Origin of the sequence: Paenarthrobacter sp. 22069, from assembly GCF_052046035.1 — a bacterium.
GTDB lineage: Bacteria > Actinomycetota > Actinomycetes > Actinomycetales > Micrococcaceae > Arthrobacter.
In genome coordinates this window covers 204,096-221,712 of the sequence record NZ_JBQEQF010000003.1, presented here as the reverse complement: position 1 = coordinate 221,712, position 17,617 = coordinate 204,096, and the positions used below count along the sequence as shown (strand labels likewise).

20 protein-coding genes are annotated in these 17,617 nt (G+C 69.0%); 12 read left to right on the top strand and 8 right to left on the bottom strand.

The features are described 5' to 3' along the window. Nucleotides 1-93 precede the first annotated feature (93 nt). Genes ACTJK0_RS03835 through ACTJK0_RS03820 form a run of 4 tightly spaced genes read left to right on the top strand, consistent with a single transcriptional unit; the run spans nt 94 to nt 5,195 of the window. Nucleotides 94-1,413 carry a TrkH family potassium uptake protein gene (locus ACTJK0_RS03835; protein WP_440744322.1) on the top strand — a complete coding sequence of 440 codons (1,320 nt, stop codon included), beginning with the start codon at nt 94-96 and terminating at the stop codon, nt 1,411-1,413. A 38-nt stretch (nt 1,414-1,451) separates the two neighbouring features. Then, the gene (locus ACTJK0_RS03830; RefSeq protein WP_440744296.1) at nt 1,452-2,564 is read left to right on the top strand and encodes an FAD-dependent monooxygenase; all 1,113 of its coding nucleotides are present in this window, start codon (nt 1,452-1,454) and stop codon (nt 2,562-2,564) included. Nucleotides 2,565-2,566: 2 nt separating this feature from the next. Beyond that, a complete protein-coding gene (locus tag ACTJK0_RS03825) occupies nt 2,567-3,772 on the top strand; it encodes a cation:proton antiporter domain-containing protein (protein WP_440744295.1) in 1,206 nt (401 codons plus the stop codon). Continuing rightward, nucleotides 3,765-5,195, top strand: coding sequence for an amino acid permease (locus ACTJK0_RS03820; protein ID WP_440744294.1), 1,431 nt, complete (start codon nt 3,765-3,767; stop codon nt 5,193-5,195). The genes ACTJK0_RS03825 and ACTJK0_RS03820 overlap by 8 nt, the downstream gene beginning before the upstream one ends. Before the next feature lie 85 nt (nt 5,196-5,280). Here the strand turns inward: ACTJK0_RS03820 and ACTJK0_RS03815 are convergent, their stop codons facing one another. Further along, the gene (locus tag ACTJK0_RS03815; protein ID WP_110541569.1) at nt 5,281-5,826 is read right to left on the bottom strand and encodes a YceI family protein; all 546 of its coding nucleotides are present in this window, start codon (nt 5,824-5,826) and stop codon (nt 5,281-5,283) included. 145 nt (nt 5,827-5,971) lie between these two features. On the opposite strand from ACTJK0_RS03815, the gene ACTJK0_RS03810 reads away from it, so the two are divergent. Together ACTJK0_RS03810 and ACTJK0_RS03805 are read left to right on the top strand one after the other, a co-directional pair. Further along, nucleotides 5,972-6,400, top strand: coding sequence for a hypothetical protein (locus ACTJK0_RS03810; protein ID WP_440744293.1), 429 nt, complete (start codon nt 5,972-5,974; stop codon nt 6,398-6,400). A 42-nt stretch (nt 6,401-6,442) separates the two neighbouring features. Further along, on the top strand, nt 6,443-7,186 hold the full coding sequence (locus ACTJK0_RS03805) for a CDP-alcohol phosphatidyltransferase family protein (RefSeq protein ID WP_440744292.1): 744 nt from the start codon (nt 6,443-6,445) through the stop codon (nt 7,184-7,186). Between the two features lie 40 nt (nt 7,187-7,226). Here ACTJK0_RS03805 and ACTJK0_RS03800 read toward each other — a convergent pair whose 3' ends face one another. From ACTJK0_RS03800 to ACTJK0_RS03790, 3 genes are all read right to left on the bottom strand, one after another. Then, entirely contained in the window at nt 7,227-7,898 is a 672-nt protein-coding gene (locus tag ACTJK0_RS03800; protein ID WP_440744291.1) for a haloacid dehalogenase type II, read from the bottom strand. A 115-nt stretch (nt 7,899-8,013) separates the two neighbouring features. Beyond that, on the bottom strand, nt 8,014-8,430 hold the full coding sequence (locus ACTJK0_RS03795; protein ID WP_110541572.1) for a DUF302 domain-containing protein: 417 nt from the start codon (nt 8,428-8,430) through the stop codon (nt 8,014-8,016). A 46-nt stretch (nt 8,431-8,476) separates the two neighbouring features. Beyond that, on the bottom strand, nt 8,477-8,734 hold the full coding sequence (locus ACTJK0_RS03790; protein ID WP_110541573.1) for a metal-sensitive transcriptional regulator: 258 nt from the start codon (nt 8,732-8,734) through the stop codon (nt 8,477-8,479). Nucleotides 8,735-8,858: 124 nt separating this feature from the next. Here ACTJK0_RS03790 and ACTJK0_RS03785 point away from each other — a divergent pair, with 124 nt between their 5' ends. The 6 genes from ACTJK0_RS03785 (at nt 8,859) to ACTJK0_RS03760 (ending at nt 13,879) form a co-directional block, all read left to right on the top strand. Beyond that, nucleotides 8,859-9,476: a rhodanese-like domain-containing protein gene (locus ACTJK0_RS03785; RefSeq protein ID WP_440744290.1), complete on the top strand. Its 618-nt coding sequence runs from the start codon at nt 8,859-8,861 to the stop codon at nt 9,474-9,476. Continuing rightward, nucleotides 9,473-10,231 (top strand): sulfite exporter TauE/SafE family protein, encoded by a 759-nt coding sequence (locus ACTJK0_RS03780; RefSeq protein WP_110541575.1) that lies wholly within the window; start codon nt 9,473-9,475, stop codon nt 10,229-10,231. The genes ACTJK0_RS03785 and ACTJK0_RS03780 overlap by 4 nt, the downstream gene beginning before the upstream one ends. A 22-nt stretch (nt 10,232-10,253) precedes the next feature. After that, nucleotides 10,254-10,595, top strand: coding sequence for a rhodanese-like domain-containing protein (locus ACTJK0_RS03775; RefSeq protein ID WP_440744289.1), 342 nt, complete (start codon nt 10,254-10,256; stop codon nt 10,593-10,595). A gap of 49 nt (nt 10,596-10,644) precedes the next feature. Continuing rightward, nucleotides 10,645-10,941 (top strand): rhodanese-like domain-containing protein, encoded by a 297-nt coding sequence (locus tag ACTJK0_RS03770; RefSeq protein WP_440744288.1) that lies wholly within the window; start codon nt 10,645-10,647, stop codon nt 10,939-10,941. A 137-nt stretch (nt 10,942-11,078) separates the two neighbouring features. Then, nucleotides 11,079-12,479: an MBL fold metallo-hydrolase gene (locus tag ACTJK0_RS03765; protein ID WP_440744287.1), complete on the top strand. Its 1,401-nt coding sequence runs from the start codon at nt 11,079-11,081 to the stop codon at nt 12,477-12,479. A gap of 128 nt (nt 12,480-12,607) precedes the next feature. Continuing rightward, the gene (locus tag ACTJK0_RS03760) at nt 12,608-13,879 is read left to right on the top strand and encodes an MFS transporter (RefSeq protein WP_440744286.1); all 1,272 of its coding nucleotides are present in this window, start codon (nt 12,608-12,610) and stop codon (nt 13,877-13,879) included. Between the two features lie 9 nt (nt 13,880-13,888). On the opposite strand, the gene ACTJK0_RS03755 is transcribed toward ACTJK0_RS03760, so the two are convergent. The 4 genes from ACTJK0_RS03755 to pdhA are packed head-to-tail and all read right to left on the bottom strand — an operon-like array spanning nt 13,889 to nt 17,611. Then, on the bottom strand, nt 13,889-14,131 hold the full coding sequence (locus ACTJK0_RS03755) for an acyl carrier protein (protein ID WP_440744285.1): 243 nt from the start codon (nt 14,129-14,131) through the stop codon (nt 13,889-13,891). A gap of 24 nt (nt 14,132-14,155) precedes the next feature. Further along, nucleotides 14,156-15,568 carry a dihydrolipoamide acetyltransferase family protein gene (locus ACTJK0_RS03750; protein ID WP_440744284.1) on the bottom strand — a complete coding sequence of 471 codons (1,413 nt, stop codon included), beginning with the start codon at nt 15,566-15,568 and terminating at the stop codon, nt 14,156-14,158. After that, entirely contained in the window at nt 15,561-16,541 is a 981-nt protein-coding gene (locus tag ACTJK0_RS03745) for an alpha-ketoacid dehydrogenase subunit beta (protein WP_110541582.1), read from the bottom strand. Before ACTJK0_RS03745 ends, ACTJK0_RS03750 begins: the two co-directional genes overlap by 8 nt. Continuing rightward, nucleotides 16,538-17,611 (bottom strand): pyruvate dehydrogenase (acetyl-transferring) E1 component subunit alpha, encoded by a 1,074-nt coding sequence (pdhA, locus tag ACTJK0_RS03740; RefSeq protein ID WP_440744283.1) that lies wholly within the window; start codon nt 17,609-17,611, stop codon nt 16,538-16,540. Before pdhA ends, ACTJK0_RS03745 begins: the two co-directional genes overlap by 4 nt. Nucleotides 17,612-17,617: the final 6 nt, after the last annotated feature.

The window sequence follows — 17,617 nt, the reverse complement described above, 5'->3', positions numbered from 1 at the left end:
CAACCGACCAGACTGGCTCGACGCAGAACCCGTGCCGGCAGACTCCCCGACCTCCCCGGAAGGCCCGGCGGCGGCACGCAGGTCAGCCGGGTACTGCTGCACCCCGTCCGGCTGGTGCCCCTGGCCTTCCTGGTGGTGATCATTGTGGGCGCCGGGCTGCTGATGCTTCCGGCCGCGCACCGGACCGAACAGCCGGAGCCCTTCCTGACGGCAATGTTCACCTCGGTCTCGGCGGTCTGCGTCACGGGCCTGGCAACCGTGGACACCGCCACGTTCTGGACGCCGTTCGGCCAGGGCGTGATCATGGGGCTCATCCAGGTGGGCGGGTTCGGGATCATGACCCTGGCAACGCTGCTGGCGCTCCTGGTGCGGAAGACCATCGGCCTTCGCGGCCAACTGGTCGCACAGTCCGAGACGCATACCCTGAACTTCGGCGACGTCCGCTCCGTGCTTTTCGCCGTGGCCAGGATCATGGTCCTGTTCGAGGCCGGCACCGCCGCGATCCTCACCGCCCGCTTCTGGGTCAGCTACGACCACAATCCGTTGAGCGCCTTGTGGCACGGCGTCTTCCACGCAGTCTCCGCCTTCAACAATGCCGGCTTCGCCCTGTACAGCGACAACCTCATCGGCGTTGCCGGCGACCCCTGGATCATCATCCCGATTTGCGCTGCCATCATGGCCGGTGGACTCGGGTTCCCCGTGCTTATTTCCCTCCTGCAGGGCGGGGTCAGGATAAAGGACTGGACGGTCCACATGCGCCTGACCATCTACGGCAGCCTCTTTCTCCTCGCTGCGGGCGCAGCGCTCTTCGCCGCGTTCGAGTGGAACCGCGAACAAACCCTGGGTCCCATGCCGGTGGGCGGGAAGATCCTCGCAAGCCTGGCGGGCACCGTTTTCCCCCGTACGGCAGGGTTCAATAGCATTGACTATGGGGCCGCGGAAGCCGAAACGCTGCTGATGACCGACATCCTCATGTTTATCGGCGGCGGCAGCGCCGGAACCGCCGGCGGCATCAAGGTCACCACCTTCCTGGTGCTGTTCTTCGCCATCTGGAACGAAGTGCGCGGCCGTGACGACGTCACCGTCGCACACCGGTCCATCAGCTCTTCCTCCCAGCGGCAGGCCCTGTCCGTGGCACTGCTGGGCGTGGCGGCGGTGATGGCCGGCACCCTGCTCCTGCTCATGTTCACCGACGACCCCCTGGACAAGGTGCTCTTCGAGAGCGTTTCCGCCTTCGCCACCGTGGGCCTCAGCACCGGCATCACGCCGAACCTGCCCCCGGACGCCCAGTGGGTCCTCATGATCCTCATGTTCACCGGCCGCATCGGAACCATCACTGTTGCCTCCTCCCTGGCCCTGTCCTCGCGGCCACGCCTTTTCCAGCTCCCCGAGGAGCGGCCGGTCATCGGATAGGCGGCCCATTTCACCAGGTTGCGATTACGCTGGGCCCTGTGGGACAGCCAACAGCACTCATCTGCGGGGCCGGGATCGCCGGACCAACGCTTGCTTTCTGGCTGGGCCGCCATGGGTTCAGGCCCACCGTGGTGGAGCGGGCCCGGGGTCTTCGGTCCAGCGGAAGCCCGGTGGACGTCCACGGAAAGGCCACGGCAATTGCCCGGCAGATGGGCATCCTGCCGCGTCTCCAGAAAGCCGCCACCCGCGCTCCCGGCCTGACGTTCGTGACTCCGTCCGGCCGCAGGATTGGGCCATCACGGCTGGGCCGCCCGCGCGGCGACGACGTCGAGATCCCCCGCGCCGACCTCGCGTCTATCCTCTGCGACGCCGCCCGGGACGGCACCGAGTTCCTGTTCGGCGACTCCGTGGCGGACCTGCAGGCTGACGACGCCGGCGTGGACGTTTCTTTTGAGCATGCCGCACCGCGCCGGTTCGACCTGGTGGTGGGGGCAGACGGACTGCACTCCACGGTCCGGGCCCTGGCCTTCGGCCCGGAGGACACCTTCGTCCGGCCGCTGGGCCTGTACATCGCCACACTGTCCCTTGGCCGCCCGGCGGCGGACCCCGGAACCGTGCTGATGTACAACCGGCCCGGCCTGTCGTTGACCATCCACCCGGTCCGGGGAACTGCCGGCGCCGGGTTCATCTTCCACGGTCCCCGGCACCCGGGCGCTGAATACCGGGACCCCCGTGCACAGCGGGAACTGGTTTTGGCCGCCTACACCCGCTACGACTGGGCCGTTCCGGAGCTGCCGGACCTGCGGGGGCAGGTTGAGGGCGCGGAGGACCTGTACTTCGATACTGTCAGCCAGGTCCGGTTGCCGGCATGGTCCAAAGGGCGGGTGGCCCTGCTGGGAGACGCGGCCTCGTGCGTATCCCTGTTCGGTGACGGCTCCAGCATGGCCATGATCGGTGCAGCCACCCTCGCCGCGGCCCTGGCGGAAACCCCCGGGGATCCCGTAGCCGCGCTGCGCCGGTACGAAGCCCGCCACCGCAGGCTGTCCGCTTCCCGGCAGCGCGGTTACCGGCTGGGAGCCGGCCTGCTGGTCCCCGCAACCCGCTCCGGACTTACCACCCGCAATCTCATCGCCCGCCTACTCCCCCGGTGACCATGGCCACACAAACCGCCCTGCTGCTGTCCTTCGCCGTCCTGCTGCTGATCGGCGTGCTCATCTCCGAGCGCGCCCACCGCACCGTGCTGTCCACCGCGGTGCTCTTCCTGGTAGGCGGGTTCCTGCTGGGCCCCGGCGCCCTGGGCTTCATTACCGTATCCACGGGGGATCCCATCGTGGGCGGGCTGGCCGAGCTTGCCCTGTTCTCGGTCCTCTTCACGGACGGGATGCGCGTCGGCTACCGGGACCTGCGGGCTGCCTGGCGGCTGCCCGGGCGCGCCCTCCTGCTGGGCCTGCCGCTGACCCTCGTGCTCACCGCCCTGTTCGCGCATTTCGTCGCCGGGCTGCCTTGGCTGGAATCCTTCCTCCTCGGCGCCATCCTCGCACCTACCGACCCCGTGTTTGCCGCAGCGATCGTGGGCCGGGAAGAGGTGCCCGGCCGGCTGCGGCACCTGCTGAACGTCGAATCCGGGGTCAACGACGGCCTGGCCCTGCCCATCGTCCTCGTCCTGCTGGCCGCCGCCGGCGGGAGCGACGCCCGCGGGGAGCAGCTGGTGTTCGAAATCGTCCTGGGCATCGCGGTCGGGGTGGTGGTGCCCGTCGTCGTCCTCTCCCTCGAGAAGCTTTCCTTCCTGCAGGCCATCAGGTCACTGCAGCCCCTGCTGGCGGTCTCCATCGGGCTCCTGGTGCTGGCGATCTGCGAGGCGAGCCACACCAATCTGTTCCTGGGTGCCTTCGCGGCCGGCATCACGGTGGCCACGATTGGCCCGGGTCTCCGGCACGAGTTTGAGCAGTTCGGCGAACTGGTCACGGAGCTGCTCAAGCTGGCGGCGATCATGGTGTTCGGGGCCTTGATCACGCCGACGTTCCTCTTCACGGAGATTCCGTTTGCCGGCTGGATCTTCGCTGTGCTGGCCTTGGTGGTGGCCCGGCCGCTGGCCCTCCTGGTGTCCTTCCTCGGGGCCAAACTGTCCATGGGCGAGCAGGCCGCGGCCATGTGGTTCGGGCCCAAAGGCTTCGCCTCGGTGGTGTACGGGCTGATCATCCTGGAATCCGGAATCGCGCGGGCTGACGAGGTCTACCATCTGGTGGCCCTGGTGATCGTGCTCTCCATCCTGGCCCACTCGTCCACGGACGTGGTCATCGCCCGCCGGTTCGCCGGCCGGCCCCCGGCGGGCACGGAAGAAAAAGCGGGCCGTGCCTGACAGGGGATCCGGCCTGGTGCGCTCGCGGCCCGCGCTCCTGGTGGCTTTCGCCTTCGCGGTGATGGCCGACCCCGTCTCCTCGGTGGCCTACGCCGTGGAGGCGGCGCTGCGTGCGCTGCACGGCGACCTTGACCTGCTGGTTGCCACCATGGGGCTGGTGGTGGGGATCATCGCCCTGATCGTGCTGAACTATCGGCAGATCATCGCCCGGTATCCGCGCGGCGGCGGCGCCCCCGCCGCCACGGCAGAAGCCTTCGGCGACGGCTGGGCGTTCCTGCCCGTGGGCGCCCTGGTGGTGGATTTCACGCTGACCATTGCCATCAGCGTGGCCGCCGCGGCTTCGGCAGCCATCGCCTTCTTCCCCGCTCTGGCGCCGTGGCGCACATTGATCGCCGTCGGGCTTGCCTGCCTGGTGGCCGGCGTGACTTTGCTGGGGCACCTGGGCAGGATGGTGTTCGCTGCCCTGACTCTTGCGTTCGTTGTCACCGCCGCCGCAGTCCTGGTGTTTGGACTTTTCGCGGAGCCGTCCGGTTCCGCCGCTGGCGCGTCACCTGCCGCGCAAGCAGGCGGGGCGTCCGGCGGGGCGGCCGGCATCGTGCCCGTCATTCTGGCCTTCCCGGTGGCCATGGCCCTGGCCACCGGCGTGGAGGCACCGTCCACGGCCATCGCGGAGCTGGACGAACTGGATGACGACGGGCGGCGGCGTTTCGGGCGGCTGACCCTGTGGCTGACGCTCGGCATTGTGGAGACCCTGACGCTGGGCCTGGCGGCCGAGGTGGCACAGCTGGGCATCGGGATCCCGGCGGGTGAGAGCACGCAGATCGCGGAGCTGGCCCGGCACGCCGCGCCCCCGGCTTTGTTCGCCGTGTTCCAGCTGGTGACAGGTTTGCTGCTGCTCTCCGCCGCGTCCTCGTCCTTCCAGGCAGGCCCCGGGCTCCTGAAGGCCCTGGCCCGCGGAAAGGACGGAAAGGAGGACGACGGCGGCGCGCTTCCCGGGCTGCTCGGGCGGACGAACTCCCGCCACGCGCCCACCCGGGGCACCCTGCTGTTCGCAGTCCTCGCCGCGGTGCTGGGCGCCGCTGCCGGCGGAAGCGAGCAGACACTGGTGCTGTTCTATGCGGTGGCCGTCTTCATGAGCTTCCTGGCAGGCCTGGCTTCGATGGCGGTCTTTTCGCACCGGGAGGGCCGCCGCGGCTATTTCGCCATGAATTGCGCGGGCGTGCTCATCGTGGCCTTCACCCTGGTGGTGAACCTCCTGCGCGGGCTTCCACTGGCCAGCGTAGCCGCCGCCCTGGTGGTGGCCGGCATTTTTTATTGGATGTGGACGAGGGCAGGCCGACCGCGGGGCCTGCACGCGGCCGCTCCCGCGGGGCCTGGCAGGGGCCCGGACCTTGACACCGAAAGGAGCAGCAATGCGAGCTGACGACCTTAAAGTCTGCCTGCCCTATCTGTACATCCGCTACTACATGTTCTGACCCGCCGGAAGCCGCTGCCGCACCGTTCCCGGCCTAGCCCTGCTTCACCAGCGCTGCCTCCAGGTTGATCTTCACCTTGTCGCTGACCAGCACGCCGCCGGCCTCCAGCGCCGCGTTCCAGGTCAGCCCGAAGTCCTTGCGGCTGATCTCGGCTTCGGCGGAGAAACCTGCGCGGGTGGCGCCGAAGGGATCCACGGCCACGCCGGTGAACTCCACCTCCAGTTCCACGGGCCGGGTGACGTCCTTGATGGTCAGGTCACCAGTGAGTGTGTAGTCCTCGCCGTCGCCCTCGATGTGGGTGCCGCGGAAGGTCATTTCCGGGTACTTCTCCACGTCGAAGAAATCGGCGCCCTTCACGTGCGCGTCACGGTTGGCGTCGCCGGAATCGAAGCTGGCAGTGGAGACCGTGGCACGCACGGAGGAGTCCGCCAGCGACTGCCCCACATGCGCTTCGGCCTGGGCATCGGTGAAACGGCCGCGGACCTTGCTGATCCCGGCATGGCGGACGGTGAAGCCGATCTCGCTGTGGGACATGTCCAGGGTCCAGGTGCCGGACGAAATTTCCTTGGGAAGGGTCATCACAGTTCTCCTTGCTCGTAGGGCCGCAGGCTTCGCTGCCCGCTACAGGCGCAAGACTACGGATCCCCCTAAATATTCCCCAGATAACCCGCAGATATAAGGGGCCAGGGTGAACCGGGAGGAAACTTCAGGCGTATACATAAGCGTGGCTCTACGATTACTTACCGCCCTGGCGCTGTTCATCGACGCCGGCGTTCATCTGTTCCTGGCTCCGGGCTACCAGGCTGCGCAGCCGGGCACCATCAGCCAGGGCACGCTGTTCCTGCTGGAAGCGGCTGCCGCCTTCGTGGCCGGCCTGTACGTCCTCATCCGCGGCAGCAGCGCGGCCTATGCCGTGGCCCTGGTGGTGGCCTTCAGCGCGTTCGCCGCCGTCGTACTGTACAGGTATGTGGACATTCCGGCGATCGGGCCGATCCCTGCCATGTACGATCCTGTCTGGTTCTTCTCCAAGTCCCTCAGCGCCGTCGCTGAAGGGGTCGGAGCGCTCCTGGCGCTCGCCGGCCTGGTCCGCGCGCGCCGAAGGGGAAAGTCCGACGGCGCCACGGCCTTCGCGGCCGGACGGCGCCGGCGGTGAAGATCACCCGCGCCGTGGGCGGCAGGCCGGTGGAGGTGCCGCGTGAATGCAGCTGACCGCGCCATGCCGGACGCAGCGGCCGCCCTTGCCGCCTACGCCGTGCCGGCCCTGTGGCTGTCTTCCCTGCTCCCGTGGGGCGTGCTCCCCCAAGTGGCGGGCATCGGTGCGGGCGCGGTGGTGACCGGGGCCGCCGTCGTATCCGTCCTGCGCCGTATCCCCCGCTTTTCAACTCCCGCCGACCGGGTCACGCTGCTCCGCGCTGTCCTGATGGGACTGTGCGCGGCCGTGGCGGTCCCGGCGATTTTTGCCGGGGACCAGCCGGGCGTCCTCGTTCCGGTCCTGGGCGGCGCAGCCTTCCTGATGGACGGCGTGGACGGTGCCGTGGCGCGGCGCACCGGAACCGCGTCAGAGGCCGGGGCACGTTTTGATGCCGCGACGGACGCCGCCCTGGTGTTGGTGCTGTCCGTCGCGGCGGCTCCTGTGGCGGGGCCGTGGACGCTGGGCATCGGGGCCATGTACTACGCGTTCGTGGCTGCCGGGCTGGTCCGGCCCCACCTCCGCGCGCAGCTTCCGCCGAGCGCTTCACGCAAGGTGATCGGGGCCTTCCAGCCGTTCGCGCTGCTGGCCGCACTGGTCCCGGCTGCCCCGGCCATTGTTGTTGCCGCGGCCCCGGCGGTGGCACTGGTGCTGCTGGCGTTCTCCTTCGGCCGTGACGTGGTCGACCTTGAACGGCGCCACCGTGCCGGGCTTCCGGCCCCTGTCCGGGTGGGATCTACCGCCCTATAGCCAGGTGCTCGAGGTTGGCTGCGGCGAGGGCGTCCGGGAGCTACCGGGCGAGGGCCCGGGGCAGCTCCGTCAGGGCGCCGACCGCAATTTCGGGGGACTGGAAATAGGAGGGGTAGCGGGCGCCGGTGCGGTTGATCCACGCGGTCCGGAGTCCGGCCTTGGCTGCCCCGTGGATGTCCCAGGGGTGCACGGCGACCAGCAGCATGTTGGAGGGCTCTGTTCCGGCCGATGTTGCCGCGTATTCATACGCTGCCTTTGCGGGTTTCCATGCCGGGGCATCGTCCACGGAGAGAAGCAGCTCGAAGTGGTCCCTGATGCCGCCGGCGACGAACAGCCTGTCCGTGTTGGCGGCCGCGCCGTTGGTCAGGGTAATCAGCCGGTGCCCGGCGGCGGCCAGCGCACGGACGCCGCCAGGAACATCGGGGTGCAGGGAAAGGTTCTGCATGGCGGCCATGATGCGTTCGACGGCGGCGTCCTGGTCCCCGGAGATGCCTTCGGCTGCCAGCAGGGTGTGGAGGGCGTCCGCGCCGATGGCGGCGAAGGCCTCCTTGCCTCCGCTGGCGGTGAGGGCGAACCCGTCCCGCAGGAGCGTGGCAAACCACAGCTTGGCAAGCTCTTTGGGCGCCCCGGCCCCGGCGAACGCTTCGCCGAGCGGTGCCATGTTGGACAGTGTCTCGTTGACGTCGAAAACAATCACCAGGGGGTCGGACATCGGCGGGAGCTCCCTTTGGTCGCTGCAACAGAATGGTCAGGCTACTGAGCAGTAGACCACAACGGCGCTGCAGGCACTACCGCCGGATGCCGCCCCCCGGCAGTTCCGGGCCCGTTTACTCCGGCCGTCCGCCCAGGCCGGCGAGGGCCGCGCGCAGGCGCGTGCCGGCGTCGTCCGCCACGTCCTTAACGGCAGGGGCGTCGCTGAGCTGCACCATGGCTTGGGGGTCGATGGCCTCAACCGTGGTCCCGGCGGCGCCGGCCTTCCGGCGCACCACCACGTTGCACGGCAGCAGGGCGCCCATTTGGGGCTCGGCGGCGAGGGCACGGCTGGCAAGGGCGGGGTTGCAGGCGCCCAGGATGATGTAATCCCCGACGGCGTCCGCGGCTTCGGTACCGAGCTTGGCTTCGAAGGTGGACCGGACGTTGATTTCCGTCAGGATCCCGAAGCCCTGGGCGGCAAGGGCCTCGCGGGTTCGCTCCACCGCTTCAGCCCACGGCAAGGGAACGGTGGTGGCCAGGGTATAGGTCATGGCACTCCTTGAAGGTTGCGTCAGGTCCGGCGTTGGGCTGCGCCGGTCAGGCGAGGGAAAGGAAGAGCTTCTCCAGGTCTTTCCGGTCCATGGTTCCGTCCTTCTGGACGATGCACTGTTCCAGGCCGGTGGCGATGATGGCGAAGCCTGCACGGTCAAGGGCCTTGGAGACGGCGGCCAGCTGGGTGACGACGTCCTTGCAGTCCCTGCCTTCCTCCAGCATGCGGGTCACGGCGGCGAGCTGGCCCTGTGCCCGCTTGAGGCGGTTGATCACGGGCGTGAGTTCGGTTGGGTTCAGTTCCATAAGGGATTCTCCATCGATGGTTGCTGCGCCCAACTATATACCCCCACGGGTGTTTTGCGTACCCCCGGGGGTATCTGCCATACTCGGTGGGGTATCCACTCTGACCCTTTCCGAGAGGCCACTCATGACATCCCCCTCCAAGGCAACAGCCGTTACCGCACTCGCCCCTGAAGCCCTCCAGTCCTGGATCAAGGAACATCAGGATCTTGTGGTGATCGACGTGCGCTCTGCCGCTGAATTCGAAACCATGCACATCCGCGGCTCCTACAACGTGCCGCTTCCACTGCTCTCCGAGCACACCGACGAGCTCGCCGCCCGGCTGGGTTCCCGCGTTGTCCTGGTCTGCCAGTCCGGCATCCGCGCCGAGCAGGCCCGCCAGCGAATGGCCACCGTTGGCCTGGACACCGCCTACGTGCTCACCTGCGGGGTTCCCGGCTACGCCGCCGCCGGTGGCGACGTAGTCAAGGGCAAGGACCGCTGGGACCTGGAGCGGCAGGTCCGCCTGGCCGCGGGCTCCCTGGTGATGCTCGGCCTGGCCGGCGGCAAGTTTGTCTCCCCCAAGGTCCGCATGCTGGCCGGCGCCATCGGCACCGGACTGACGTTCTCGGCCGCAACCAACACCTGCGCCATGGGCAAGGCCCTGTCTGCCATGCCGTGGAACAAGACCGCCAAGGAGCCCACCCGCGAAAGCGCCATCCTGCAGCTTCCCGTGCAGCAGGCTGAAGAGGGCGCGGCGGCATGATCCCGGCCCTGGGTCTGGGGCTCGTCGTCGGCGTCGTACTGGGCATAGTGGGCGGCGGCGGGTCCATCATCGCCGTTCCCGCCCTGGTGTACGGCGTGGGCATGAGCCCCGCCCAGGCCATTCCCACTTCGTTGCTGGTGGTGGGAATCTCCTCGCTGGCAGCACTGCTCCCCAGGTTGCGGGAAGGCCTGAACTGGCCCGTGATCGCCCTGGTGGGAGGTGCCGGCATCCCGGCAGCCTGGGCCGGTGCGGCCGTGGGCAAACTGCTCGACCCGAACATCCTGATGCTGGCCTTCGCCGTGATCATGGTGGCCGCGGGCATCCGGATGCTCAGCAAGCCCCGCGAAAGCGAGGGGTCCTGCAGCACCGGGCCGAACCGGGCATTCCGGTCCTGCGCCCCCAAGGCCGTGGGAGCGGGCCTGCTGGTCGGGTTCCTTACCGGATTGCTGGGCGTGGGCGGCGGCTTCCTCATCACCCCCGCGCTGACCATCTTCCTGGGCCTGCGCATGAAGCAGGCGGTGGGAACATCCCTGGCCATCATCGTGGTCAACTCGGCCGCCGGGTTCAGCGCCCACGCCGCCGGCTTCAGCATCGACTGGGGCACCACCCTGGCGTTCGCTATTCCGGCGATCGTGGGATCGATAGTTGCCGCCCGGCTTGCCCGCCGCCTGCACGACAAACACATCCGCATCTCGTTCGCGGTCCTCATCTTCGCCGTCGCGGCGTGGGTCACCGCCGGCACGGTCACCGCCTGACCTATCCACAGAGGAGAACACCATGGGACTGATCGATTCCCTCAAGCAGGCCTTCAGCAAGCCCTACAAGACGATTTCCGTGGCCCAGGCCAAGGAACTCCTGGGTTCCGGGGCCACGCTCATCGACGTCAGGTCAGCCCAGGAATGGCGGACCGGCCGGGCGCCGCAGGCCAAACATGTCCCCCTGGACCGGCTGCAGACCAGCACTGCCGGGATCCAGAAGGCCCGTCCGGTGATCGCCCTCTGCGCCTCCGGCGTCCGCTCCGCCTCCGCAGCCCGGCTCCTCGCCGCCAAAGGCTACGACGCCTACTCGGTGCGCGGCGGCATGGCCGCCTGGCGCCAGGCCGGCGAACCCGTCCGCTAGCAACAGCAGCATCAGCTCCAGCCAAGAACCACTTCGAAGGAGAACCACCATGGCTGAAATCACCATTACCGAAACCGAACAGCGCCGCTCCACCGCCCGGATCCTCGACGTCCGCGAGGACTTCGAAGTCGCCGAAGGCATGATCCCCGGCGCCCTCCACATCCCCATGGGCCAGCTCCAGGCCCGCCTGGGCGAGCTCGACCCCGCCGTGCCCGTGATTGCCGTATGCCGCAGCGGCAACCGCAGCGCCGCCGTCGCCGATGCCCTCAACGGCGTTGACTACAAAGCGGACACCATGGCCGGCGGCATGACCGCCTGGACCCGCGCCGGACTGCCCACCACCTAGGCCCTGCCGCCGCCACAAACATGACGTCCATCCCCTGAACGCCTAGGCCGCAGTACCCTTGCTGGATACCCCGGGGGGTATCTCTACTGAATGCAGAACAACCTTCCAATCCCCTTTCAACTGAAGGAGATCACCAGATGCTTATCGAGCGCATTTACGACGAAGACCTCGCCCAGGCCAGCTACCTGATCGGCTGCCAGGCCAAGGGCGAAGCCATCGTGGTGGACGGCCGCCGCGACATCGCCGTCTACCAGGACCTGGCCGCGAAGAACGGCATGAAGATCGTGGCCGTCACCGAGACCCACATCCACGCCGACTACCTCTCCGGCAGCCGCGAACTCGCCGCCGCCACCGGCGCCAAGATCTACGTCTCCGGCGAAGGCGGCCCGGACTGGCAGTATGAGTTCGAGGGCGAGCGGCTGTACGACGGCGACACCATCACCCTGGGCAACATCAACATCAAGGCAGTCCACACCCCCGGGCACACCCCGGAGCACCTGTCCTTCCTGGTCACCGACGGCGCATTCAGCGACAAGCCCGGCTACCTGCTCTCCGGGGACTTCGTGTTCTCCGGCGACCTGGGCCGGCCGGACCTGCTGGACGAGGCAGCCGGCGGCGTGGACACGCGTTTCGAGGGCGCCAGGCAGCTCTTCGCCAGCCTCCGCGACAAGCTCCTCACCCTGCCGGACTACGTCCAGGTCCACCCCGCCCACGGCGCCGGCAGCGCGTGCGGCAAGGCCCTGGGTGCCATCCCGTCCTCCACGGTGGGCTACGAACGCCTCTACGCCTGGTGGGGCCCCTACCTGGCCGCCAATGACGAGCAGGGCTTCATCGACGAGCTCCTGGATGGCCAGCCCGACGCCCACGGCTACTTCGGCCGCATGAAGCGCGAGAACCGTGAAGGCCCGGCCGTCATGGGCGAGCGTGCCCCGCTGCAGGAACTGGACACCGCCGTCGTGGCCCAGGGCCTGGCAGAGGACACCCTGACGTTCATCGACACCCGCTCCAACGGCGAAGTCCACCAGGGCACGGTGGTCCGCTCCCTGAACGTTCCGGCCGGCAAGTCAGTGGCCAGCTACGGCGCCTGGGTGGTCAACCCGGAAACGGACAAGAACCCGCTGGTGCTCCTGGCCAAGGACCAGGAGCAGGCCCAGGACATGCGGGACCACCTGGTCCGCGTGGGCATCGACAACGTTGCCGGCTACCTGACCGGCATCGAGGGGCTGCCCACCTTCACCCCCAAGCTGATCCAGCCTGAGGAACTCGACGGGTTCGACGCCGCCATGGTCCTGGACGTCCGCAACAAGACGGAGCACAAGGCCGGGCACGTCCCGGGTGCGTACCAGCTCAGCGGTGGCCGGGTCATGTGGCACCTGGACGAGCTGCCCATCGGTGGAACCATCGTGTCCTACTGCCAGTCCGGCGTGCGGAACTCCGTAGCCGCCAGCGCCCTGCGCCGTGCCGGGTACGACGTCGTCGAACTCGACGGCAGCTACGCCGCGTGGAACGCCTGGCGGAACAGCGTCCCCGCGGTCTAACCGGACCTGCCACCCCAAGACCGCCCGGGCAGGACCCCCCTCCTGCCCGGGCTACCGGCCCGGGCGTGCCCCCACACGCCCGGGCCATCTCTATGTCCCCCTATCCACCGCCAGGAACGGAGCCACCAATGCCGGGCAGAACGCTTCCCCATGCGGCCGGTCGAGCCGGTCGCATGCTGGGCCTGCGGCAGAACCTGGCGCAGTTCATGCTGCTGGTTGCCGTCAATGCACTGGTGGGCGGCACCCTGGGCCAGGAACGCACCGTCCTGCCCCTGCTGGCCAGCCGGGAATTCCACCTGGACCTGTACACCGGCGCGCTGACATACATCCTGGCCTTTGGCCTTTCCAAGGCCGCGATGAACTACTTCGCTGGCACACTCTCAGACCGGTATGGCCGGAAACCGGTCCTCGTTGCAGGATGGCTGGCCGCGGTTCCCGTGCCGCTCATGCTCATCTTCGGCCCGTCCTGGGGTTGGATCGTCGCTGCCAACGTGCTGCTGGGCGTCAGCCAGGGCCTCACCTGGTCCACCGCCGTCATCATGAAAATGGACCTGGTGGGCCCCAGGCAGCGGGGGCTGGCCATGGGCTTCAACGAGGCCGCGGGCTATCTGGGCGTGGCCGCCACCGCGTTGGCCACCGGCTACCTGGCAACGTCCTTCGGACTCCGGCCCGCCCCTTTCCTGCTCGGAGCCGCCTACATCGCCCTCGGCCTGGGACTGACGGTCCTGGCCGTCCGGGAAACCCACCAGCACGCCAAAACGGAGGCCACCCAGCACGCCGCCTCCAGCAGCGCCCATGCCGGCCTCACCACCGGCCAGGTATTCACCCTCACCAGTTTCAAGGACCGCTCCCTCTCGGCAGCCAGCCAGGCGGGCCTGGTCAACAACCTCAACGACGGCCTTGCCTGGGGCCTCTTTCCCGTCCTGTTCGCCGGCGCCGGGCTGAGCCTTAACCAGATCGGCATCCTGGCCGCCGCCTACCCCGCGGCCTGGGGTGCCGCCCAGCTGGCCACCGGCGCCGCGTCCGACCGCTGGGGCCGCAAATGGTTCATCACGGCCGGCATGCTGGTCCAGGCCGTGGCGCTGGGCATCACCGCCACCGCCCACAGCTTCGGGCCCTGGCTCGCCGCCGCCGTCGTGCTGGGCCTGGGCACCGCCCTGGTTTACCCCACCCTGCTGGCCGCCATCGGCGATGTCGCGCACCCGGCCTGGCGGGCGCGCTCCGTGGGCGTGTACCGGTTGTGGCGCGACGGCGGATTCGCCGTGGGTGCCCTCCTCTCCGGTGTCCTGGCCGACCTTTACGGCATCCCCGCCGCCGTTGCCGCCGTCGCGGTCCTCACCGCGGCTTCCGGTGCCGTGGTGGCGGTCCGGATGCGCGGCAACGACCACGCCGCGGTGTAGGGCAGCGCTTTATCCATGACCGGCGAGGTACGTGACGAGCCCGTCAACGGTGGCCACCGCGGGATAGTCCGCTTCAGGAATGTCCACCCCCGTCGACTCCGCAATGACCTCCACCAGGCGGAGGAAATCCAGCGAGTCCAGTTCCAGGTCCTGGCGCAGCCTGGCGGTGCCTTCCAGGTCTTCGGGCTCGACGTCGGGCGCTACTTTTCCGATCGCCGCCTCCACCGCCTGGCGTGCGTCCTGTTGGTTCACGGCTCCTCCTCGCTCACGTAGGTCTCACAGTTCCTCCGGCGCTTGCAGGAGTTCATCGATGCGGGCCAGGAAGCGGCCGCCGCGCAGCCCGTCGCTCACCCGGTGGTCCGCGGACAGCGTGGCGATGGCCGCGTGCCGGATGCCAAGCATCCCGTTGTGCGCCCACGGCTGTTCGAGGACCTTGCCGAAGCCCACCATGGCCACCTGCGGCGGGTAGATCACCCCGTACACGCTTTCGACGCCGAGATCGCCCAGGTTGGTCACGGTGATGGTGGGGTCGGCCATCTCCGCACGCTGCAGCCGGCCCGCCCTGGCACGGCCCACCAGGTCGCGCAGCTGGTCCATGAGCTCGTCGAGCGTCAGGGTGTCGGCGTCGTGCAGGGCCGGGGCCACCAGGCCGCCGTGCCGCAGGGCCACCGCCACGCCCAGGTGCACCGCGTTGCTGGTTTGGAAGGCGCCGTTTATGAAAAAGCCGTTCATGTCCGGCACTTCCCTGGCCGCGAGCGCGGTGGCCTTCAGCAGCAGGGCGGACGGCACCAGCCGGGAGGAGACCGGTCGCTGTTGGTTCGCGGCCTGCATCCAGGCCATCGCCGCCGCTAGGTCAAGGGTGGTGGAGAGGTAGTAGTGCGGGATCTCCTTCTTGGACCGGGACATCAGCGCGCCAATCGCCTGCCGCAGGCTTTCCGCCTTGCCGCCGGTGTCCCTCCTGCCGCGCGGTCGCGCTTCCGCGGCTTCGTGCGGCGGTTCCGCAACTGGGGCTTCCGACGGCGATGCTTCCGCCGGTTCCTCCGCCGCAGGTTCGCCGGGTACTTGTTCCCTGGGCGCCCGTTCCCGGGGAGGCACCGCGGCAAGCACGTCCTCCTCCGTCACGGCACCGCCGGGACCCGTTCCCGCGATGGCCTGCAGGTCGACGCCGAGCTCCGCCGCCAGCCGGCGGGCCAGCGGCGAGGACCGCACCCGGTGGGCTGCGCCTTCCGCCTGCACGTGCGCACCCGTCACAGGAGCAGGCCCGGTTTGGGTGGCGGACGCAGCGGCGGCGCGTTCGACGTCGGCCCTGGTCACCTCGCCGCCGGGACCGCTCCCGCTGATGCGTCCGACGTCGACCCCCAAGGTGTGCGCAAGGTGCCGGACCGGCGGCGGGACCTTGGTGCCCGCCTCCGGTTCCGGTGGCGGGATTCTCGCCGGCGGCGGGAGTTCGGCCGGGGTGGCGGTAATCCGGGCGATCGGGGTGCCCACCTCCACCGTGTCGCCGATGTCCACCAGGAACTCGGCCACCACGCCTTCCTGGAACGACTCGATGTCCATCACGGTCTTGTCCGTGTCCACGGCCGCCACCAGGTCGCCCTTGTGGATGTAGTCCCCGGTCTTGACCAGCCACTCCACCACTTTGCCGTGCTCCATGTCCGCGCCCAGGGACGGCATCCGGAACTCAGCCATCGGCGCCCACGGCCCTTCGGCCGGCGGCCATGACCCGTTCCACCGACGGCAGCGCAGCCTGTTCCAGGTGCTTGGCGTACGGGACGGGCACCTCCAGGCTGCACACCCGCTCCACCGGGGCGTCCAGGTCGAAGAAGGCCTGCTCGCAGATCCGGGCCGCGATCTCGGCGGAGATGCTTCCGCTGCGCCAGCCCTCGTCCACCACCACGGCCCGGTGCGTCCTGGCCACGCTGTCGATGATGGTGTGGCCATCCAGCGGGCGCAGGGTGCGCAGGTCGATGACGTCGGCATCGATGCCCGCGGCGGCCAGCTGTTCGGCCGCTTCGAGCACGAGGGGCAGGGTGCCGCCGTAGGTGATCAGCGTCAGGGCGTCCCCGTGCCGCAGGACCGCTGACCTGTTGATGTCCACGGCGCCGGCGTCGTCGTCGAGCTCCCCCGCCACGTTGTACAGGGAGCCGTGCTCGAAAATCAGCACCGGGTCCGGGTCCTGCAGCGCCGTCCACAGCATGCCGCGGGCGTCGGCAAGGGTGGCGGGGGCCAGGATGCGCAGGCCCGGGATATGCGCGTACCAGCCCTCCAGGCTGTGCGAGTGCTGGGCCCCCAACTGGCGGCCGGCGCCGGTGGTCATCCGGATGACGATGGGCACGTTGAACTGCCCGCCGGACATGTGCAGCAGGGTGGCGGCGTTGTTGATGATCTGGTCCAGCGCCAGCAGGCTGAAGTTGACCGTCATGATTTCGACGACGGGCCGCATCCCGCCCAGCGCCGCCCCGATCCCCGCACCGACGAAGCCGGATTCGGACAGCGGGGTATCGCGGATCCGCTCCGGCCCGAACTCCTCCAGCAGGCCCAGGCTCACGGCAAAACTGCCGCCGTACCGGCCCACGTCCTCGCCCATGAGGAACACCCGTTCGTCGCGCTGCATCGCGTCGCGGAGGGCCGCGCGCATGGCTTCGCGGTAAGTGGTCTTCATCGTGCAGCCCCGTCTTCCCTTGGTTTTCCGCCGCTGGCCGCCGCGGCGGGGCCTGCCGGCTCTTCTGCTTCATACGCGTCGCCGGCAGGATCGCTGTAGACGAACCGGGTCAGCTCGGACACCGGCTCGGGCGTGCCGTTCTCCGCGAATCCCACCGCGGTGCTGATCTCGGCGTCCACGTCAGCCTGGAGATCGGTCCAGTCCTTCTCGGGCAGCTGCCCCGCGGCCTGCATGGCACCCTGCAGCAGGCTGATGGGGTCCCGTTCCATCCACTGCACCACCTCGGACTTCTCCCGGTACAGCTCCGGGTCGAACATGGAGTGGGCGCGGAAGCGGTAGGTACGCAGTTCCAGGAAGTGGGGGCCGCCGCCGGAGCGGACGGCGTCCACCGCGCGCCGGGCCGCCTCCTCCACCGCGAACACGTCCATGCCGTCCACCGCCCAGGCGGAGATCTCGTACCCGGCAGCCTTCAGCGCGATGTCCGTCTGCGATTCGGAGCGCCCCAGCGCGGTGCCCATGGCATACAGGTTGTTCTCGCAGCAAAACAGCACCGGAAGCTGCCACAGCGCGGCCAGGTTCATGCTCTCGTGGAACTCGCCTTCGGCCACGGCCCCTTCACCGAAGAAGCAGACCGTCACCCGCTGCCGCCCGGACATCCGGTCCGCGAGCGCCAAACCGACGGCGAGTGGCAGGCCGCCGGCCACGATCGCGTTGCCGCCGTAGAAGCGGGTGGCGGCGTCAAAGAGGTGCATGGACCCGCCGCGGCCTCGGCAGCAGCCCTCGGCATGGCCGTACATTTCGGCGAGAATGGCCCCTGCCGAGACGCCGCGCAGGAGCGCATGCCCGTGTTCACGGTACGTGGCAACCACCGCGTCCTCCGGCGCCAGGGCTTCCATGACCCCTGCCGCCACGGCCTCCTCGCCGATGTAGACGTGCAGGAAGCCGCGGATCTTGGCGGCGCTGTAGAGCTCGATGCACTTCTCCTCCAGCCGGCGCACCCGCAGCATCTGCCGCAGCAGGTGCAGTCCGTGCTCCGGATTGGGGACTCGCTGGTTCTTGAGGGAGCTCATGGCCGG